13 protein-coding genes and 2 pseudogenes are annotated in these 16,495 nt (G+C 74.5%); 6 read left to right on the top strand and 9 right to left on the bottom strand.

The window, feature by feature from the left end; translation table 11 throughout:
• Nucleotides 1–4 precede the first annotated feature (4 nt).
• Nucleotides 5–814, top strand: a complete 810-nt coding sequence (locus ACFOYX_RS24815; RefSeq protein ID WP_322439849.1) for an A24 family peptidase — start codon at nt 5–7, stop codon at nt 812–814.
• A 235-nt stretch (nt 815–1,049) separates the two neighbouring features.
• Here the strand turns inward: ACFOYX_RS24815 and ACFOYX_RS24810 are convergent, their stop codons facing one another.
• The 5 genes from ACFOYX_RS24810 to ACFOYX_RS24790 form a co-directional block, all read right to left on the bottom strand.
• Nucleotides 1,050–4,244, bottom strand: coding sequence for a UvrD-helicase domain-containing protein (locus tag ACFOYX_RS24810; protein WP_322439850.1), 3,195 nt, complete (start codon nt 4,242–4,244; stop codon nt 1,050–1,052).
• 94 nt (nt 4,245–4,338) lie between these two features.
• Nucleotides 4,339–5,574 carry a metallophosphoesterase gene (locus ACFOYX_RS24805; RefSeq protein WP_322439871.1) on the bottom strand — a complete coding sequence of 412 codons (1,236 nt, stop codon included), beginning with the start codon at nt 5,572–5,574 and terminating at the stop codon, nt 4,339–4,341.
• A gap of 18 nt (nt 5,575–5,592) precedes the next feature.
• Nucleotides 5,593–5,838 carry a MoaD/ThiS family protein gene (locus ACFOYX_RS24800; protein WP_322439851.1) on the bottom strand — a complete coding sequence of 82 codons (246 nt, stop codon included), beginning with the start codon at nt 5,836–5,838 and terminating at the stop codon, nt 5,593–5,595.
• Nucleotides 5,839–5,841: 3 nt separating this feature from the next.
• On the bottom strand, nt 5,842–6,855 hold the full coding sequence (moaA, locus tag ACFOYX_RS24795) for a GTP 3',8-cyclase MoaA (protein WP_238454326.1): 1,014 nt from the start codon (nt 6,853–6,855) through the stop codon (nt 5,842–5,844).
• Nucleotides 6,852–7,766 carry a fructosamine kinase family protein gene (locus tag ACFOYX_RS24790; protein WP_322439852.1) on the bottom strand — a complete coding sequence of 305 codons (915 nt, stop codon included), beginning with the start codon at nt 7,764–7,766 and terminating at the stop codon, nt 6,852–6,854. The genes moaA and ACFOYX_RS24790 overlap by 4 nt, the downstream gene beginning before the upstream one ends.
• Nucleotides 7,767–7,928: 162 nt before the next feature.
• On the opposite strand from ACFOYX_RS24790, the pseudogene ACFOYX_RS24785 reads away from it, so the two are divergent.
• A pseudogene (locus ACFOYX_RS24785) lies at nt 7,929–8,756 on the top strand (DUF4192 domain-containing protein); the annotation flags it as partial.
• Nucleotides 8,757–8,767: 11 nt separating this feature from the next.
• On the opposite strand, the gene ACFOYX_RS24780 reads toward ACFOYX_RS24785, so the two are convergent.
• Both ACFOYX_RS24780 and ACFOYX_RS24775 read right to left on the bottom strand, forming a co-directional pair.
• The gene (locus tag ACFOYX_RS24780; protein ID WP_322439853.1) at nt 8,768–10,744 is read right to left on the bottom strand and encodes a zinc ribbon domain-containing protein; all 1,977 of its coding nucleotides are present in this window, start codon (nt 10,742–10,744) and stop codon (nt 8,768–8,770) included.
• Complete coding sequence (locus tag ACFOYX_RS24775) at nt 10,741–11,355, bottom strand: recombinase family protein (protein WP_322439854.1); 615 nt, start codon at nt 11,353–11,355, stop codon at nt 10,741–10,743. The genes ACFOYX_RS24780 and ACFOYX_RS24775 overlap by 4 nt, the downstream gene beginning before the upstream one ends.
• A 43-nt stretch (nt 11,356–11,398) precedes the next feature.
• Here ACFOYX_RS24775 and ACFOYX_RS24770 point away from each other — a divergent pair.
• Nucleotides 11,399–11,623, top strand: a pseudogene (locus ACFOYX_RS24770) (DUF4192 family protein); the annotation flags it as partial.
• 158 nt (nt 11,624–11,781) lie between these two features.
• On the opposite strand, the gene fdhD reads toward ACFOYX_RS24770, so the two are convergent.
• The gene (gene fdhD / locus ACFOYX_RS24765; RefSeq protein WP_109805250.1) at nt 11,782–12,642 is read right to left on the bottom strand and encodes a formate dehydrogenase accessory sulfurtransferase FdhD; all 861 of its coding nucleotides are present in this window, start codon (nt 12,640–12,642) and stop codon (nt 11,782–11,784) included.
• Nucleotides 12,643–12,951: 309 nt separating this feature from the next.
• Here fdhD and ACFOYX_RS24760 point away from each other — a divergent pair, with 309 nt between their 5' ends.
• From ACFOYX_RS24760 to ACFOYX_RS24750, 3 genes are all read left to right on the top strand, one after another.
• Nucleotides 12,952–13,581, top strand: coding sequence for an NTP transferase domain-containing protein (locus ACFOYX_RS24760; protein ID WP_322439855.1), 630 nt, complete (start codon nt 12,952–12,954; stop codon nt 13,579–13,581).
• Complete coding sequence (locus ACFOYX_RS24755) at nt 13,578–13,835, top strand: DUF6457 domain-containing protein (RefSeq protein ID WP_109805255.1); 258 nt, start codon at nt 13,578–13,580, stop codon at nt 13,833–13,835. The genes ACFOYX_RS24760 and ACFOYX_RS24755 overlap by 4 nt, the downstream gene beginning before the upstream one ends.
• A 341-nt stretch (nt 13,836–14,176) precedes the next feature.
• Nucleotides 14,177–15,280, top strand: coding sequence for a hypothetical protein (locus tag ACFOYX_RS24750; protein WP_322439856.1), 1,104 nt, complete (start codon nt 14,177–14,179; stop codon nt 15,278–15,280).
• Nucleotides 15,281–15,331: 51 nt separating this feature from the next.
• On the opposite strand, the gene ACFOYX_RS24745 is transcribed toward ACFOYX_RS24750, so the two are convergent.
• Nucleotides 15,332–16,288 carry a zinc-binding dehydrogenase gene (locus ACFOYX_RS24745; RefSeq protein WP_322439857.1) on the bottom strand — a complete coding sequence of 319 codons (957 nt, stop codon included), beginning with the start codon at nt 16,286–16,288 and terminating at the stop codon, nt 15,332–15,334.
• Between the last annotated feature and the right edge of the window lie 207 nt (nt 16,289–16,495).

The raw sequence follows: 16,495 nt of genomic DNA, 5'->3' as shown, positions 1-16,495 counted from the left end.
GCTTGTGTCCGCCGGGTTGGTGACCTGCGTCGCGCTGCTCGGCGCGCTGGCCGGCGCCGGCGCCCCTGCGGCCGCCCGTCCCCTCGTCGCCCGGTCGCCCGCGGAAGGCCCGCTTAGGGCGCGGCGCGGTCCCCAGCCAGGACTGGACCTGCCGGCGGCGGCCGGCAACGCCCCGGTCCCGCCGTCCGCCGCCCGGTCCCCGCGCTTCGCCCTCCGGTCCGCCCGATCCCTGCGGTCCGCCCGATCCCTGCGGTCCGCCCGGTCCCTGCGGTCCGCCGCGCGGTCCGTGGGGTTCCCGGCGGTGATGGCGGGGCTCGGTGCGCTGGTGTTCGGCGGACTCGCCGCCGCGTTGGGCATCGACCCGGCGCTGCCCGCGTTCCTCCTGGTGGCGGCGTGTGGACTGGTGCTCGCGGTGGTGGATCTGGCGTGCCTCAGGCTCCCCGATCCGCTGGTCGCCGCCGCCACGTTCGGCGGCGGACTCGGGCTGGCCGGCGCGGCGCTGGCCGCCGGCACCCCGGGCCGGCTGCTCGGCGCCCTGGCCGGGGCGGCCCTCTCCCTCGCGGCGTACGTGCTGCTGGCGCTGCTGCCCCGCGCGCGGCTCGGCTTCGGCGACGTGAAGCTCGCCGCGGCGTTGGGGTTGCCGCTCGGCTGGTCGGGCTGGCCCACCCTCTGGCTCGGACTGCTCCTGCCCCACCTGCTCAACGGCGTCGTGGTGCTGGCGCTGCTCGTCACCCGCCGGGTACGCCGGGACACCGCTCTGCCCTTCGGCCCGGCCATCCTCGCCGGCGCCTGGCTGGCCGTCCTGCTCTCCTGAGCCGTCCCGCCACCGGAACGGATCCTCGGGGAGCGATATGACTGTGCGGCATAAATATGCCTGAGAGTCATCTCGCGGATGGCGATGACCTCGGGTGCCGAGGTGACGGTGGGTCACCACCACCCGCCCCGTCCGAGTCCCCCGGCAAAGTTGCCCCCGGGTCGTTGCGGTGGCGACAGCGCCACCCCGTGGTCGGCCGTCCGCGGCCTACGGCCGTCGTCCGACGGGTGCGCGGTCAGATCAGGCGGAGCTGGCGGTCCTTGGGGCGGCGGGGCTCGGCGTCGCCGAAGCGTTCGAACAGGCCCGGGTCGATCACGTCGAGGAACGGCGAGGGCCGGCAGTCGCGTTCCGCGCCATGCCGGACCCGACGGGCGGCGTGGCTGACATAAAGCCGGTCCTGGGCGCGGGTCAGGCCGACGAAGAAGAGCCGCCGCTCCTCGGCCACCGCGTCGTCGTCCGGCTCCGAGCCGGGCCAGCGCAGCGGCAGCAGCCCGTCCTCGGCGCCGACCAGGAAGACCACCGGGAACTCCAGGCCCTTCGCGGCGTGCAGGGTGAGCAGGGTGACCGCCTCGGCGCGCGGGTCGAGCGCGTCCACCTCCGCGCCGGTGGCGAGCTGGGCGAGGAACGGCTCCAGATCGTCGCCGCAGCGGCGGGCCAGCGGGGTGAGCAGGTCGATCGCCGTCCGGACGTCCTCGGGGCGTACCGCGCCGGTGTTGTCCAGGGTGGGCACGGCGAAGCGCTCGGCGAGGACCTGCCCGGCGAGGCGGACCCGAGCGGGCAACGAGCCGTCCAGGCCGTCGGCGTGCCGCAGCTCGCGGGCGATCGCCAGCACGCCGGGACGGTCCCGCAGCCGGTCGTGCGAGCGCTTCTGCACCGGAATGTTCGCCCGGGCCAGCGCGTCCACGATCGGCGCGGCCTGCTGGTCGGTCCGGTACAGCACCGCGATGTCGGAGAAGGACAGGTTGGTCGACCGGCCGTCGATCCGGCCCGAGTCCAGCGACCGGTGGGAGAGGCCACCCACCAGCTCGTCGATCGTGCGTACCACGAAATCGGCCTCGTCGGAGACGGAGGCCGCGGGGTAGCGACCGACCAGCGGGGCCTCCGGGTCGAGCCGGGCCGGGTCCAGCCGGCGGCCCCGGACCAGCGACGACGGCGCGATGGCCTGCACCGCGGCGGCCAGGATCGGCGCCGACGACCGGTAGTTGCGGTTCAGCCGGACCAGCCGGGCGTCGGTGAAGTCCAGCGAGAAGCGCAGGAAGTAGCCGACGTCGGCGCCGCGGAACGAGTAGATCGCCTGGTCCGGGTCGCCGATCGCGCAGAGGTTGCCGTCGGCGGGGCTGAGCAGTCGCAACAACTCGTACTGGACGGCGTCGACGTCCTGGTACTCGTCGACGAAGATCCAGCGCCAGCGGTCGCGGTACTCGCGGACCAGCTTCTTGTCGGCCTTCAGCAGCGCGACCGGCAGGGTGAGCAGCTCGTCCAGGTCGACCAGGTCCTGCTTGCGCAGCAACGCGGTGTAGCGGGCCGCGTCGTCGCCCGCCTCCGCCCGGGCCGCCGAGCGGTCCGCGTCGTCGGCGATCCGGAAGTCCGCCGGCAGGTCGGCCGCCACGGCGTTCTCCCGGAGGATGCTCAGGCCCAGCGAGTGGAAGGTGCCCACGGTGACGTCCTCGGCCACCGGGCCGAGCAGACCGTCCAGCCGGTGCCGCAGCTCCTCGGCGGCTCGCCGGGTGAAGGTGATCGCCAGGCACTGCTCGGGGAAGACGTTCAGCTCCGCGCACAGGTAGGCGATCCGGTGAGTCAGCGTCCGGGTCTTGCCGGTGCCCGGACCGGCCACGATCAGCAGCGGACCGCCCGGCGCGGAGGCGGCCACCCGCTGCATCGCGTCGAGCCGGTCCAGCAGGCCGGTGCCCACCTCCTCCATGCCGGCGAGCATCGGCTCGAACGGCTCGTGCGGGGAGGGCGCCGGCGCGATCGGCGGCGGCGGTGGCGGCGTGGCCTTCCGCTTCGGCTCGGCCTTCGCCGCCGCCGGGCGCTTGGCCTTCGGCTTCGGCGCCGGCTCCGCGGGCCGTCGCTGCGCCGGCACCGGTACGTCGAAGAGCGTCTCCTGTGCTCGCGTGTTGCCGGCACCGCCCAGCTCGGCGGGGTCGAAGAGGGTGATCACGCCGTACTCGCCGTCGTAACCCGGCAGCCGGCGCACGTCGCCGCGGCGCAGCCGGCCGATCCCCTCGGCGAGCAACTCGCCGCCGACCCGGCCGACCTCGTCCAGCGGGGTGGCGGTGAGGATCTCCAGCTCCGGGCCGAGGGCCGCGACCAGCTCGTTGAGCTTCCCCTCGACCTTCTTGGCACGGGCGCCCACCTTGTTGATCTCGCCGAGGATCTCGGCCAGCGGCACCAGGTGCGTCACCTTGCGGGCATGCGCGGGCCGGTGCCCCTCGGGCCGGTCGGCCAGCTCCTCGACCCGGCTCAGGACGCCCACCGTCAGCGGCTTGCCGCACTCCGGGCAGCGCCCGCCCGCCGCCCGGGTCCGCTCCGGCGACCAGTTGACGCCGCAGAGCCGGTGCCCGTCGGCGTGGTACTTCCCCTCTTCCGGGAAGAACTCGATCGTCCCGGCCAGCCCCTCGCCGGTCCGCAGCGCCTCCCGGATGGCGAAGTAGTCCCGGGCCGAGTTCAGGACCGTGGCCTCCCGGGCCAGCGCCGGCGGCGAGTGCGCGTCGGAGTTGGAGACGAGCTGGTAGCGGTCGAGGCTGCCGACCCGCCAGTTCATCTCCGGATCGGAGGAGAGGCCGGTCTCCACCGCGAAGACGTGGTCGGCCAGGTCGGCGTAGCAGTCGGCGATCGCGTCGAAGCCGGACTTCGAGCCGAGCGCGGAGAACCACGGCGTCCAAATGTGCGCGGGGACCAGGTAGCCGTCCGGGCTGGACTCCAGGGTGATCTCCAGCAGGTCCCGGGAGTCCAGGCCGAGGATCGGGCGGCCGTCCGAGCCCAGGTTGCCGATCCGCCCGAGCGCGGTGTTGAACCGGGCCACCGCGTCCAGGTCGGGCAGGTAGATCAGGTGGTGCACCTTGCGGGTCCGGTCGCCCCGCTTGTAGATCGTGGAGATCTCCACGCTGAGCATGAACCGGACCGGGTCCGCCTCCGCCGTACTGGCCAGCCGGGGCGGCAGCCGGCGGGCGATGTCCCGCTCCGCCTCCCGGCTCAACCGGTACAGGCCCGGCTCGGCCGGGTGCAGGGTCTCCCGCAGGTGGTCGTACCAGGCAGGGTGGGTGAAGTCGCCGGTGCCGAGCACGCCGATGCCCTTGCGCCGGGCCCACCAGCCGAGGTTCGGCAGGGTCAGGTCACGGCTGCACGCGCGCGAGTACTTCGAGTGGATGTGCAGATCCGCGACGAATGGCGGGAGGCCACCGGGGGGTGCGGCGCTGAACGGAGGCACGCCGCATCCTGTCACGGCCGGTGCACCGCCCGCCCGCCGCCACGCTTACGCGTGACCTGAGCAATGCGGTGCTGGACTGCGCGGCGCGGGCGCGCTATGGGGTGCACAGCTCGACCAGGGTGATCTGCGGCGCGGCGCCGACCCGGACCGGCGGGCCCCAGAAACCGGCGCCGTTGGTGACGTAGACCTTGGTGCCGTCCACCTCGCCGAGGCCGGAGACCACCGGCTGCTGGAGCTTGACCAGGTAGTTGAAGGGCACCATCTGGCCGCCGTGGGTGTGCCCCGACAGTTGCAGGTCGACGCCGAACTTCGCCGCCTCGTGCGCGGCCACCGGCTGGTGCGCCAGCAGCACCACCGGCAGGCTCGGGTCGCGGTCGCCCAGCGCGGCGGCGTAGTCGGCGGGCGCGGCCAGGCCCGTGCCGGCGGCGGTGACGTCATTCACCCCGGCCAGGTCCAGCACGCCGCCCCGGGCGTGGATCTCCTGCCGCTGGTTCTGCAGCACCCGCAACCCGAGCCGGTCCACCTCCTGGACCCACTCCTCCACACCCGAGTAGTACTCGTGGTTGCCGGTGACGAAGAAGCTGCCGTGGCGGGAGCGCAGGCCGCGCAGCGGCGCCGCCGCCTCGCCCAGCTCGGCCACCGAGCCGTCGACCAGATCGCCGACGACGGCCACCAGGTCGGCGTCCAGCCGGTTGATCATTTCGACGATCCGCTCGGTGTGCGCCCGGCCGCGCAGCGGACCCAGATGGATGTCCGAGACGGTGGCGATCCGCAGGCCGTCCATGCCGGGCGGAAGCTTCGCCAGCGGGATCCGTACCCGGTCGAGCCGCGGCGGGCCCGTCGCGGTGCGGACGCCGTACCCGGTGATCCCGGCGGCGGTGAGCCCGGCGAAGATCGCTGCCCCGCGCGCGAGCAGCAACCGGCGCGCCGGGTCGTGGTCCGGTTGGTCGACCGCCGCGACGGCCGGCGGGTCGGCGGGGCCCGCGGCCCCGACCAGCGCGGGCTCCGGCGCGGCGGCGGTCGGCTCGGCGACCATCGCCCGGCGGCGCAGTACCAGCTTCCCCACCGCCATCGGCACTTCCAGCACCAGCAGCAGCACCAGCAGGTAGAACATCAGCGCCAGCCAGAGGTAGCCGGGCCAGGCCAGCCAGTACGCCCCGCCGCGGGTCCCCACCATGGTCGCCGGCACCAGCAGCGCCAGCACCAGCGCGGCGATGCCGCCGACCTTCCGCCAGCGGCCCGGGTCGGTGGTGTCCCGGACCAGCCGCTTCCAGAGATACAGGTGGATGAGGGCGGTGACGAGCACCGCGAAGCCCACGAAGGTCGCCATCGCCAGCACCGAGCCTCCTCAGCCGCCGGCGAACGGCGGCAGCACGTCGACCGTCGCCCCGGCCGGCAGCGGCACCCGACGATCATGGCAGGCGACGCCGTCGACCAGGAAACTCGCCACCCCCAGCACGGCGGCGAGCCGCTCGCCGTGTCGTTGCGCGAGCTCACCGACGACTTCGTCGAGCGAGCGCCCGGCGGGTGCGGTCTCCTCGGTGCGGCCGGCGGCGGCCCGCGCGCCGGCGAAGTAGCGGACGGTGAGCTCCACCGGTCAGCCTCCGATCGCCGACATCGGCCGGACGGGTTGCAGGAACGACGGGTCGTCGATGCCGTGCCCGGCGCGCTTGCCCCACATCGCGGTACGCCAGCGGGCCGCCAGCTCGGCGTCGTCCGCGCCGCCGCGCAGCGCCCCGCGCAGGTCCGACTCCTCGGTGGCGAAGAGGCAGGCGCGTACCTGACCGTCGGCGGTGAGCCGGGTGCGGTCGCAGTCGCCGCAGAACGGCCGGGTCACGCTGGCGATCACCCCGACCTTGGCCGGACCGCCGTCGACCAGCCAGGTCTCGGCCGGCGCGGCGCCACGCTCCGCCGGGTCGGCCGTCAGGGTGAACTCCCGGCCCAGCGCGGCCAGGATCTCATCGGCGGTGACCATCGTCGTCCGGTCCCAGCCGTGCTGGGCGTCGAGCGGCATCTGCTCGATGAAGCGCAGCTCGTAGCCGTGGTCGAGGGCGAAGCGCAGCAGCGCCGGCGCCCCGTCGTCGTTGACCCCGCGCATCAGCACCGAGTTGATCTTCACCGGGGTCAGCCCGGCCTCCGCCGCGCCGGCCAGCCCGGCGAGCACGTCGGCCAGCCGGTCCCGCCGGGTCAGCTCCGCGAAGCGGGCCCGGTCCAGGGTGTCCAGCGAGACGTTCACCCGGTCCAGCCCGGCGGCGCGCAGGCCCGCCGCCAGCCGCGCCAACCCGATGCCGTTGGTGGTGAGCGAGATCCGGGGCCGTGGTTCCAGCGCCGCCACGGCGGAGACGATGCCGACCAGCCCGGGGCGGATCAGCGGCTCGCCGCCGGTGAAGCGGACCTCGGTGACCCCGAGCCGCTGCACCGCGACCCGGACCAGCCGGACGATCTCCTCATCGCTGAGCAGCTGCGGCCCGGCCAGCCAGGGCAGCCCCTCGGCCGGCATGCAGTACGTGCAGCGCAGGTTGCACTTGTCGGTCAGTGAGACGCGCAGGTCCCGCGCGACGCGGCCGTACCGGTCGACGAGGACGCCGGGGGACGTCGGGGCGGCGGTCACCTGTCGACGGTAGCGCGTCCGGCCCCCCGCAGCGCGGCTCGGGCGACGGTACCGACCGCATCCCGGTACGTGGCGCCGAACAGGGCGGTGTGCACCAGCAGCAGGTGGAGCTGGTGCAGTGGCACCCGCTCCCGCCACCCGTCGGCGAGCGGCCACGTCTCCTCGTAGGCGGCCCGGATCCGGTCCAGGTGGGGAGCCCCGCCGAAGAGCGCGAGCTGGGCGAGGTCGGTCTCCCGGTGCCCGCCGTGCGCGGCCGGGTCGACCAGCCAGACCCGGTCGTCGGCACCCCAGAGCAGGTTGCCCGGCCAGAGGTCGCCGTGGATCCGGGCCGGCGGCTCGTCGCCGCCGAGGTCGGCGATCCGCTCGACGACCTCCTCCACCAGACCGGTCTCCGACTGGCTCAGCGCCCGGTTGTCCACCGACCTGCGCAGGTAGGGCGCGAGCCGGCGGTGGGCGAACCAACTGGACCAGGGGCCCGGGTCCGGGGTGTTGTCCTGCGGGAGCGCGCCGATGAAGCCGGGCCACTCCGCCCCGAACGCGGGCGCCCCGGCCCGGTGCAGCGCGGCCAGCTCCCGGCCGAACCGCTCGGCCGCCTCCGGCGTCGGCTCGCCGGGGTCCACCCAGTCGAGCGCCAGCAGCTCCGGCAGCGCCACGATCACCTCCGGTACGGCCACCGCGCCGGCCTCGCGCAGCCAGCGCAGCCCGGCCGCCTCGGCAGCAAAGAACCCCTCCGGCACCGGCCGTCCCGCCGTCTCCGGCCAGGTCTTGGCGAAGACCGAGTGGCCGTCGTCCAGGGTCAGCCGGGAGGCGGCGCAGATGTCACCCCCGGAGACCGGCGTCTCCCGGATCCGCTGGTGGGTCAGGAACGTCGGCAGGTGCTCCGGATGCGCCCGCAGGTACGCCAGGTCCATGAGCGCAAGGTAGCCGCTGCCACCGACGAAGGAGGGCCACGTCGCCCCGCCGATGCCCGCGAATCGCCGCCACCAGCGCCGATACTCTCCGTACCTGTGGACAACCGGCGTGTCGTCCACAGGGCCTGTCGGCCGGGCACCGGTCCGCCGCACGCTCCCGGCATGACACCGACCGACCGCCCCCGGCTCGCCGTCCGCTCACCCGCCGACCTCATCGCCGCCGTGCCGTACCTGCTCGGCTTCCACCCCGCCGACAGCGTGGTCGTGGTGGCGCTGCGCGGCCGGCGGGTCATCTTCGCCGCCCGGGGCGACCTGCCCGAGGCCGGGGCCGATCCCCGTCCGCCGGCCCGCCACCTGGCCGAGGTGATCGTCCGGCAGGGCACCGAGTCGGCCACGGTGATCGGCTACGGGCCGGCGCCCCGGGTGACCGGCGCGGTCGACGCGGTCGGCGAGGCGCTGGACGCGGCCGGGGTGATCGTCCTCGACGCGCTGCGGGTGACCGACGGGCGCTGGTGGTCGTACCTGTGCGCCGAACCCGACTGCTGCCCGCCGGACGGCACCCCGTACGACCCGGCGGCCAGCGAGGTCAGCGCCGCAGCCGTCTTCGCCGGTCAGGTCGCCCTCCCCGACCGGGCCGCGTTGACCGCGCAGGTGGCCCCGCTCGACGGGCCGGTCCGGGTGGCCATGCGCCGGGCCACCGCCCGGGCGCGGGGGCGGTTGGCGGCGCTGACCGAGGAGGCGGCGGAGACCGCGCTGGTCGGTGGCCGGTCGGTCCGGTCCGCCGGGGTGGCCGTGGTCCGCACCGCGTTCCGCCGGCACCGGCGGGGCGAGCGGCTGAGCGACGACGAGGTGGCCTGGCTGACCGTGCTCCTGACCCAGCTCCCGATACGCGACCACGCCTGGGAGCGGACCGACGGGCGGGACGGGGACATCGCCCTCTGGACCGACGTGCTGCGCCGGGCCGAGCCGGAGCTGATCGCCGCTCCGGGCAGCGTCTCTGATCAGCTAAGCGATCCTGGGTCGGATTGAGTTTCCGGGATCGTTTCCCATCGTGGTGGGGATGCATGGGCGTGGAGGTGGAATCCCGCGCCCAGGGCGGCCCCTCGCGGCCGGTGGCCGGTGGTGGGTGTGCTGATCGCGTTCACGCTCTGGTGCCGGTGGGCTGCGCGGGGCAGCTGGGTCCGGTCCGTTGGTGCGTGTCCCTCCGGACGCTTGCCTGCCGGGCCGTGAGGTCTGGCGGGGGAGGGTGCCCTGCGTCGCCTGGGCGCGGGGCGTGAGGTGTGGGGTCGGGCGGGGCCGGTCTTCGACCGGTCCTTGCGGCTGGCCTTGGTGGTCGGGGTGACGACGGCTTTGGCTTCGAGCTTGTCCACGACCGAGCGGATCACCATGGCATGGTTGGTGCGGTCGATGACGGTTTTGGCCTGATGGGCCAGGCCGCGGGCTGCGATGCGGCGCCAGGCGCCGTGGTCGCGGTCTCCCTGCCAGCCGCAGCTTTCTCTGTTGGGGCAGATGGCCCACTTCCAGCCCGCCGTGGTGGGCCGGTCGGGGGCTTTGCGGTGCCACAGCGGGGTCAGGCATTGCGGGCAGTGCTTTGAGGTGTTCCGGGCTGGGACGGTGACCACGGCGATACCGGCCTCGGCGGCGAGGTGCCGCATGCGGTCGGTGATCTGGCCGCGCACCTGCTGGGACAGGCGCGTGTTGTGGGTGCGGCCCATGCCCTTGGCTTCCATCGACCGCAGGTCTTCGAGGTAGATGACGGTCGTTCCGGCGGCAATCGCTTGGTCGACGGCCCAGCGGGCGGCGGCCCAAGCGAGCGCGTCGTTGAGGTGCGATCTGCGACCGGACACGTGCCGGATCTCGCCGCGCAGCACCTCGTGTTTCGCGGTCAGGTGTTCGTCGGGGCGGCCGTCGATCAGCCGCACGTACTGGTCGTCCTTGGCGTGCAGCCGCTCTGACAGGCGCCGGAGGCGGTGCTGCTTGGCGAGGACGCCGGCGGCGCGGAACTGGGCACCGGCCCCGAGGGAGGTGATCCGGCCGTTGTCGTGGAGTCGTACGGCCCCCGCGCTGAGGAGGGTGTTGAGTCCCCAGTCCACGCCGAGCGCCACCGTGTGCCCAGCGCGCTGGGCCTTCGGCACGGCGTGCGTGTACGCGACATCGGCTCGCACCTGTCGGCCGGTTACGCGGAGGGTGGGCAGGTGCACAACCGCGCCCGCAGGGACCGTGGACGGCAGCGTGATCGGGCACTGCACCCACGTCCAGTCCCGGTACGCCTGCGGATCGGGACGGGTGGGCAGCTGCAAGCGGAGCAGCGCCCTCGCCGGGTCGGTCTCGGAACGCTCGATCGTGGCCTGCTGCCCGTCGCACGCGGCGAGCAGCAGCATCCGCGGGATCTTCGGGGTGCCTTCGAGCTCGAACACGTCCACGGGCAGGCGGCCGTTGGCCTTGACGAACTTGGCGGCCTGCCGGGTTCGGCCCTTGATGATGCTGGACGGCAGATACTCCCCGCCAGGGATCGAGGCCCGCACCTGATCCCACTCGACCGGGGTGCGCTTACGCGGATCGGCCGGCCACGTCGCCAGCACCCCGGCGGTCAGATCAGCGCGCCACTTCGCCGAGCGCAGAGCACGCCCAGCCTGCTCCTGGGCCATGCGCACGATCCGATCATTGACCTTCACACCCTCAGGCGTGGCGGCGGTCCAGCCCAGGCGCCGCAGCGCCATCCACGCGTTCGACGGCAGTTTCCGACCGCCCGCGTCCTCCCCGGAGGCCAACACATCCACATCTGCGCTGTTCCAGTGCTCGCCCATCAGAGCGCAGACCATGCCCGCCACCAGGCCGGTACACCAGCCGACACGTTCGGCAAGCACGGCCTGGGACAGGACTTCGCCGGTCTTCTCGTCCACGCCTGCACGCACAAGGATGCGCGCGCACGCGGTGCGGGAGGTCTCGCCCTCGGCCAGCGGCAACTTCCGGCTCACCGGCCACCAGCCTGGCATTGCCCGGACTCGGCCAGCAGGCCACCCCGGTTCTCGGCCGATCGCATCCCGTACAGGCGCCCGACGAACGTGGCGACGACAGAAAAGTAGTCTTCGACGAGTTCTTCCCGCCCGCCGAGCTTCTTCGGCTGGAGCACTTCGAGGGCGGCCCCGTGCACGGCGAGCAGGTGTTCGAGCCAGCCGACACCGACCCTTGCAAGCCGGTCCTCATGCGTGACCCGGACCACGGTGATGCTTCCGTCGGCAACGGCCCGCAGCAGCCGGTTGAGGCCGGTCCGGTCCTCCCGCAGGCCCGAGGCCCGGTCACGGAAAACCTCGACGACCTCGCCGGTGGACGTGGGCCGCAGCTCGTTCTCGTGCGCCTCCAACGAAGACTCCCGCCCACTGGAGCCGCAGACGCGCACGTACAGGCCCTCCAAGCGAAAACGCTCACCGCCGGTAGAAACCTTCATCGCCTCGACATCAATCGAGGAGAACCGGCGCTCACGGCCAACCCAAGTCACCGGAATCTTCCCCGAGCCAGCCCAAAGACGAAGCGTCACGGGATGACCACCGAGACGCTTCACGGCCTTTGACAGCCGAAGAAATTCCACACGATCAATCTATGATCACCGAGGATTCTTAATCAAATCAGTCAGCCTGCTGGTGTTCGCCGCATGGCGGGCCGGCTACGGCGCCCTGGCGGCGGTGGCCCTGGAACGGGTGCTCGCCGCCCGTCCCGACTACTCCCTCGCGCTGCTCCTCGACGACCTGCTCCGGCGCGGCGTGCCCCCGTCCGAGCTGGACGGTTGGCCGGCCGTCGGTTTTCCCGGGGTGGTCCGCCGCCGGGCCTGCCGCCGCATCCCACGCCGGAGCGTCTGATGACGGGCGACGGTTCGTCCGCGCCGGCTGCCGCCGTCGGGCCGGGCGGATCTGCGGCGCCCGGCCCGTCACCGGCGACGCTGCCGGGTACCGCCCGCTGGACGCGGTCGGTGGCTCCGGCGTGGCGGTGCAGCCGGGCGACCAGGTCCGGGTCCGGCTCAGTCGACCTCGGTGAGCCGGTGGGCGCCGGCGTAGACGTTCATGGTCCGGCCGCGCAGGAAGCCGACCAGGGTCATGCCGGCGTCGTCGGCCAGCTCGGCGGCGAGGGTGCTGGGCGCGGAGACTGCCGCGAGCAGCGGCACGCCGGCCATCCACGCCTTCTGGGTCAGCTCGAAGCTGGCCCGGCCGGAGACCAGCAGCAGGTGCCCGGCCAGCGGCAGCCGCCGCTCCCGCACCGCCCAGCCGACCACCTTGTCGACGGCGTTGTGCCGACCCACGTCCTCGCGCAGCACCACCAGGTCGCCGTCCGGGGTGAAGAGGCCGGCCGCGTGCAGTCCGCCGGTCCGGTCGAAGGCCCGCTGGGCCGCGCGGAGCCGGTCCGGCAGGGCCACCAGCACCTCCGCCGGCACGGTCACCGGGTCGTCCCGCACCGCGAAGAGCGAGCGGGTCCGTACGGCGTCGATGCTCGCCTTGCCGCAGACCCCGCACGAGCTGGTCGTGTAGAAGTTGCGGGACGGGTCGGTGGCGGGCTCCGGCACGCCGGGGGCCAGCACCACGTCGACCACGTTGTAGGTGTTCGGCGTCTCCGCCCCGGCGCAGAGCTGGGCGGTGTGCACGTCGTCGGCGGACCGGATCAGCCCCTCGGTGAGCAGGAAGCCGATCGCCAGGTCCAGGTCGTCGCCGGGGGTGCGCATGGTCACCGCGAGCGGGCGCCGCCGGCCGGGGCCGGCCCGGCCGACCCGGATCTCCAACGGCTCCTCCACGGCCAGGGTGTCCTGCCTGCGGATCCGGGCGCGTCCGTCCGCCGCCGCGTCGAGGTCGATCCGGAGCACCCCGCGCCGATCAGTCGCCCGTCCCATCCCGCCATCCTGCCCCGCCCGGCCGCCCCGTCGCCCGGCGGGCGTACGGCGCGTGCCGCAGGGCGGCGGCCCGGCGCGTTTCGGCAGGGCGACGGTGTGCCCCGCGCCGCAGGGCGACGGCCCCGGCCGGTGCCGCAGAGCGAGGGCTGTGTCCGTGCCGCAGGGCGGCGTCCGGCGCGTTCCGCAGGGCGACGTGCGGCGGGTGCCGCACCCGGGTTGCGGCGAACGGCGATTATCGAGGGCTCGGACACGGCGACCTGCCGCACCCCGAGTGGACCAAGCCGCCGTGCGCACGGGCGCCCGGCGGCCGTGGGTGGCGGCTCGGGTTACCGTGGCCGGGTGACGGCGTACGCGGCGGTGCTGCTCGCGGGTGGTGCGGCGCGCCGGATGGGCGGGGTGGACAAGCCGGCGCGCCCGGTCGGCGGCCGGCCGATGCTGCACCGGGTGCTGGCGGCGGTCGCCCAGGCCGAGTCGCGGATCGTGGTCGGTGCGGCCGGTTCCGTCCCGCCCGGCGTGCGGGTGACCCGGGAGGAGCCGTCCGGCGGTGGCCCGGTCGCCGCCACCCGGGCCGGGATCGACCTGCTCGACCCGGGTACGGCCACCGTCGCCCTGCTCGCCGCCGACCTGCCGCTGCTCACCGCCGAGGCGGTCGACGCCCTGCTGCGGCAGCTCGCCGGGTCGACGGTCGACGGGGCCTGCTACGTCGACGGTGACGGGCGTCGGCAGCAGCTCTGCGGCGTGTGGCGGGTCGCCGCGCTGCGGGCCGCCCTGGACCGGCTCGCCGGGCAGCGGGGCGACACGCTCGACGGGGCTCCGGTGCGGGCGTTGCTGGCCGGGCTGGCGGTGCGGGAGGTGGCCTGGTCCGGCTCCGGCCCGCCGCCCTGGTTCGACTGCGACACTGACGATGACGTACGCCGGGCCGAGGAGTGGACACGATGACGGTGATGGACGACTGGGTCACGGCGGCCTGCGCCGAGCTGGGTCTCGACCCGGCTCAGGTGCCCGTGCCGGTCGTGCTCGACCTGGCCCGGGACGTGGCCCACCAGGTGCTGCGTCCGGGCGCGCCGGTGTCCGCGTACCTGCTGGGGCTCGCCGTGGGGCGCGGCGCCGATGCCGCCGGGGCGGCGTCCCGGCTCAGCGAGCTGGCCGCCAGCTGGCCGGTCGAGCTGGACGGCACCGGCCCGGCCGAATAGCCGATCGAGCTGGGCTCGGGGCGAACAGCCGATCGAGGTGGACGGCACCCGCCGGGCGAACAGCCGATCGAGGTGGGCGGCACCCGCCGGCGAACAGCCGATCGAGTGGACGGCACCCGCCGGGCGAACAGCCGATCGAGGTGGGCGGCGGCCCGGCCGAGTGGGCGGACAGCTGGACGGCGCCGGCCCGGCTCGGCCGTCGCGGCCCGGCGACCGGCCCGCTCGCCGGCGGGATGTGGCTGGTCGCGGCGGACCCTTGGCGGGCCGGTGTCCGATCCAGGTCGGCCTGATTCGGCCCCCACCGTCCGTGGGTAGGGTGACCATGACGGACGGAGGCGATCATGACGGCAGACCACCCCTCGGTGCCGACGGATGACCCGGCCGGCGGTGCGCCGGAGCAGTACGAGTCGATCCTGCTGGACGAGCCGACCACCGCCGACCTGCGGGCGAAGGTGACCGAGGCCTGGCGGGAGTTCGCTCGCGCGCTGGCCGACCGGCTGCGGGGCCTGCCCACCGGCGCGCACGTGGAGCTGACCCTCGACCCCACCGCCTCGGGCACCGGGGACGCCGTCTACTCGATCAGCGTGGACGCCGGCGCGGAGGGCAGGCTCGCCGCGCGGGCGGTCGGCAACGCCACCCTGCCGCAGGGCTACCGGCTGGATCGGGCCGCCGTCGCCGACATGATCGCGCTCGGCTGGTCCCCGCCCGGCGTGGTCGAGGGCTCCGGCGAGCAGTTCGGCCTGAGCTGCGACGTCTCCGAAGCCACCCGGCTCGCGGCGGTACTCTCCCGCACACTGCGCGACGTCTACGGCGCGCCGCACCCCGCCTTCCTCGTCTACCTGGTGCACGACGCCGAGGGGGAGCCGCTGCCGGTGGAGCCCATGGGCACGGCGCGGAGCGAGTTCGGGCCGGACCGGGACGTCGAGTCCGACCTCGACGAGGCGCTGGCCGCGGCGGCCACCGCCCAGGCCGGCGAGAACGACGTGCTGGCGCTGGAGGAGCGGGTCCGTACGGTCGTCTCCACCATGCTCAAGTCGACGTCCGACCAGTTGCAGGTCGACTCGGACGGTGACATCAACATCCGGGCCGGCTCCGCCATGGTCTTCGTCCGGGTACGCGACAATCCGCCCCTGGTCGACGTCTTCTCCCCGGTGCTCACCGAGGTCGAGCCGACCGAGCGCCTCTACGTGAAGCTCTCCGAGTTGACCAACCGGATGCCGATCGGCCGGCTCTACTGCGCCGACGACACGGTCTGGGCCTCCATCCCGGTCTTCGGCCGGAACTTCCAGCCCACCCACCTGATGCTCGCCGTCCAGGTGATGACCGGGCTGGCAGACGAACTGGACGACCGGCTGCACGGCGAGTTCGGCGGCAAGCGCTTCTTCGGCGAGGGGGACAAGCCGTCCCGCCCGCAGGATGAGCACCGCACCGGCATGTACCTCTAACCGCCCACGGCGGACCCGGGCGCGCGGACGCGGGCAGGCGCGCGGGCGGCCTCAGTGGAGGTCGAGGAGGGTCTTGCCGACGGTGGCCCGGGATTCCATCGCCGCATGCGCCTCGGCCGCTCGTTCCAGCGGGAAGCGCTGCCCGATCAGCGGTCGCAGCCGCCCGGCCGCCGTCTCGGCCAGCGCCCGCTCGGTGAACCCGCGTAGCGTCGGCGGGTCGGCGGTCGGGCGGAGCAGGGTCACGCCGCGGGCCGCCACGAGGTCGGCCGGCAGGTCGGCCCAGGCGCCGCTGGCCAGCCCGAAGCTCAGCATCCGCCCGCCCGCGTCCAGCAGGTCGAACGCGGCCCGGGCCAGCGCCCCGCCGACCCCGTCGAAGACCACGTCCACGCCGCCGGTGGCCGCCCGGACCTGGTCGGTCCAGTCCGGCCGGCGGTAGTCCACCACCACGTCGAGGCTCCGTTCGCGCAGCAGGGCGACCTTCCGGGCGCCCCCGGCGGCGGCGACGACCCGCGCGCCGGCCGCCGTCGCGAGTTGCGTCAGCAGGATGCCGACCCCGCCCGCCGCCGCCTCGACCAGCACCCGTTCGCCGGGCCGCAGTTGCGCCGTGTGCGCCAGCATGGTGGCGGTACGGCCGTCGGCGAACACCGCGACGGCCTCGTCCAGCGGCAGCCCGGCGGGCACCTCGACGGGCAGGTCGCGGTTCACCACGACCCGCTCGGCGTAGCCTCCCGAGCCGCCGGTCCCGCTGACCACCCGCCGGCCGACCAGTTCCGTCTCGACGTCGGGACCGACGGCGGCGATCACGCCGCCGACCCCGTTGCCGGGGATCAGTGGCGGCGTGGCGGGGAACGGCCCGAAGCCGGTCGCCCGGAACATGGTCTCCACGAAGGTGAGGTTGGCGTGGGCCACCTCGATCAGCACCTGCCCCGGTCCGGGCACCGGATCCTGCGCGGGCCCCGGCACCAGCACCTCCGGACCCCCGAACTCCCGCAGCCACACCGCGCGCACCTGTCCCCCTTCCGCCGTCCCGCCCCCACTGAACAACCTCAACCGGGATTCAAGTCAACCCCGCGACCGGCGAGCGGTGCGCCGCGTCGGGTGACCGGCAGCCGGCCGGTGGGTCCGGCGGTCGACGGGCGGCGAGAGGCCGGCCGCGAGCGTCCCGGCGGGCCTGGAGCGGCGGGTGGGGGCCGGAAGCCGGTGCGGCTCCCGGAC

The sequence above is a fragment of the Micromonospora sp. GCM10011541 genome (assembly GCF_042650725.1).
Lineage (GTDB): Bacteria > Actinomycetota > Actinomycetes > Mycobacteriales > Micromonosporaceae > Micromonospora > Micromonospora sicca.
This window is presented reverse-complemented; position numbering and strand designations above follow the sequence as displayed.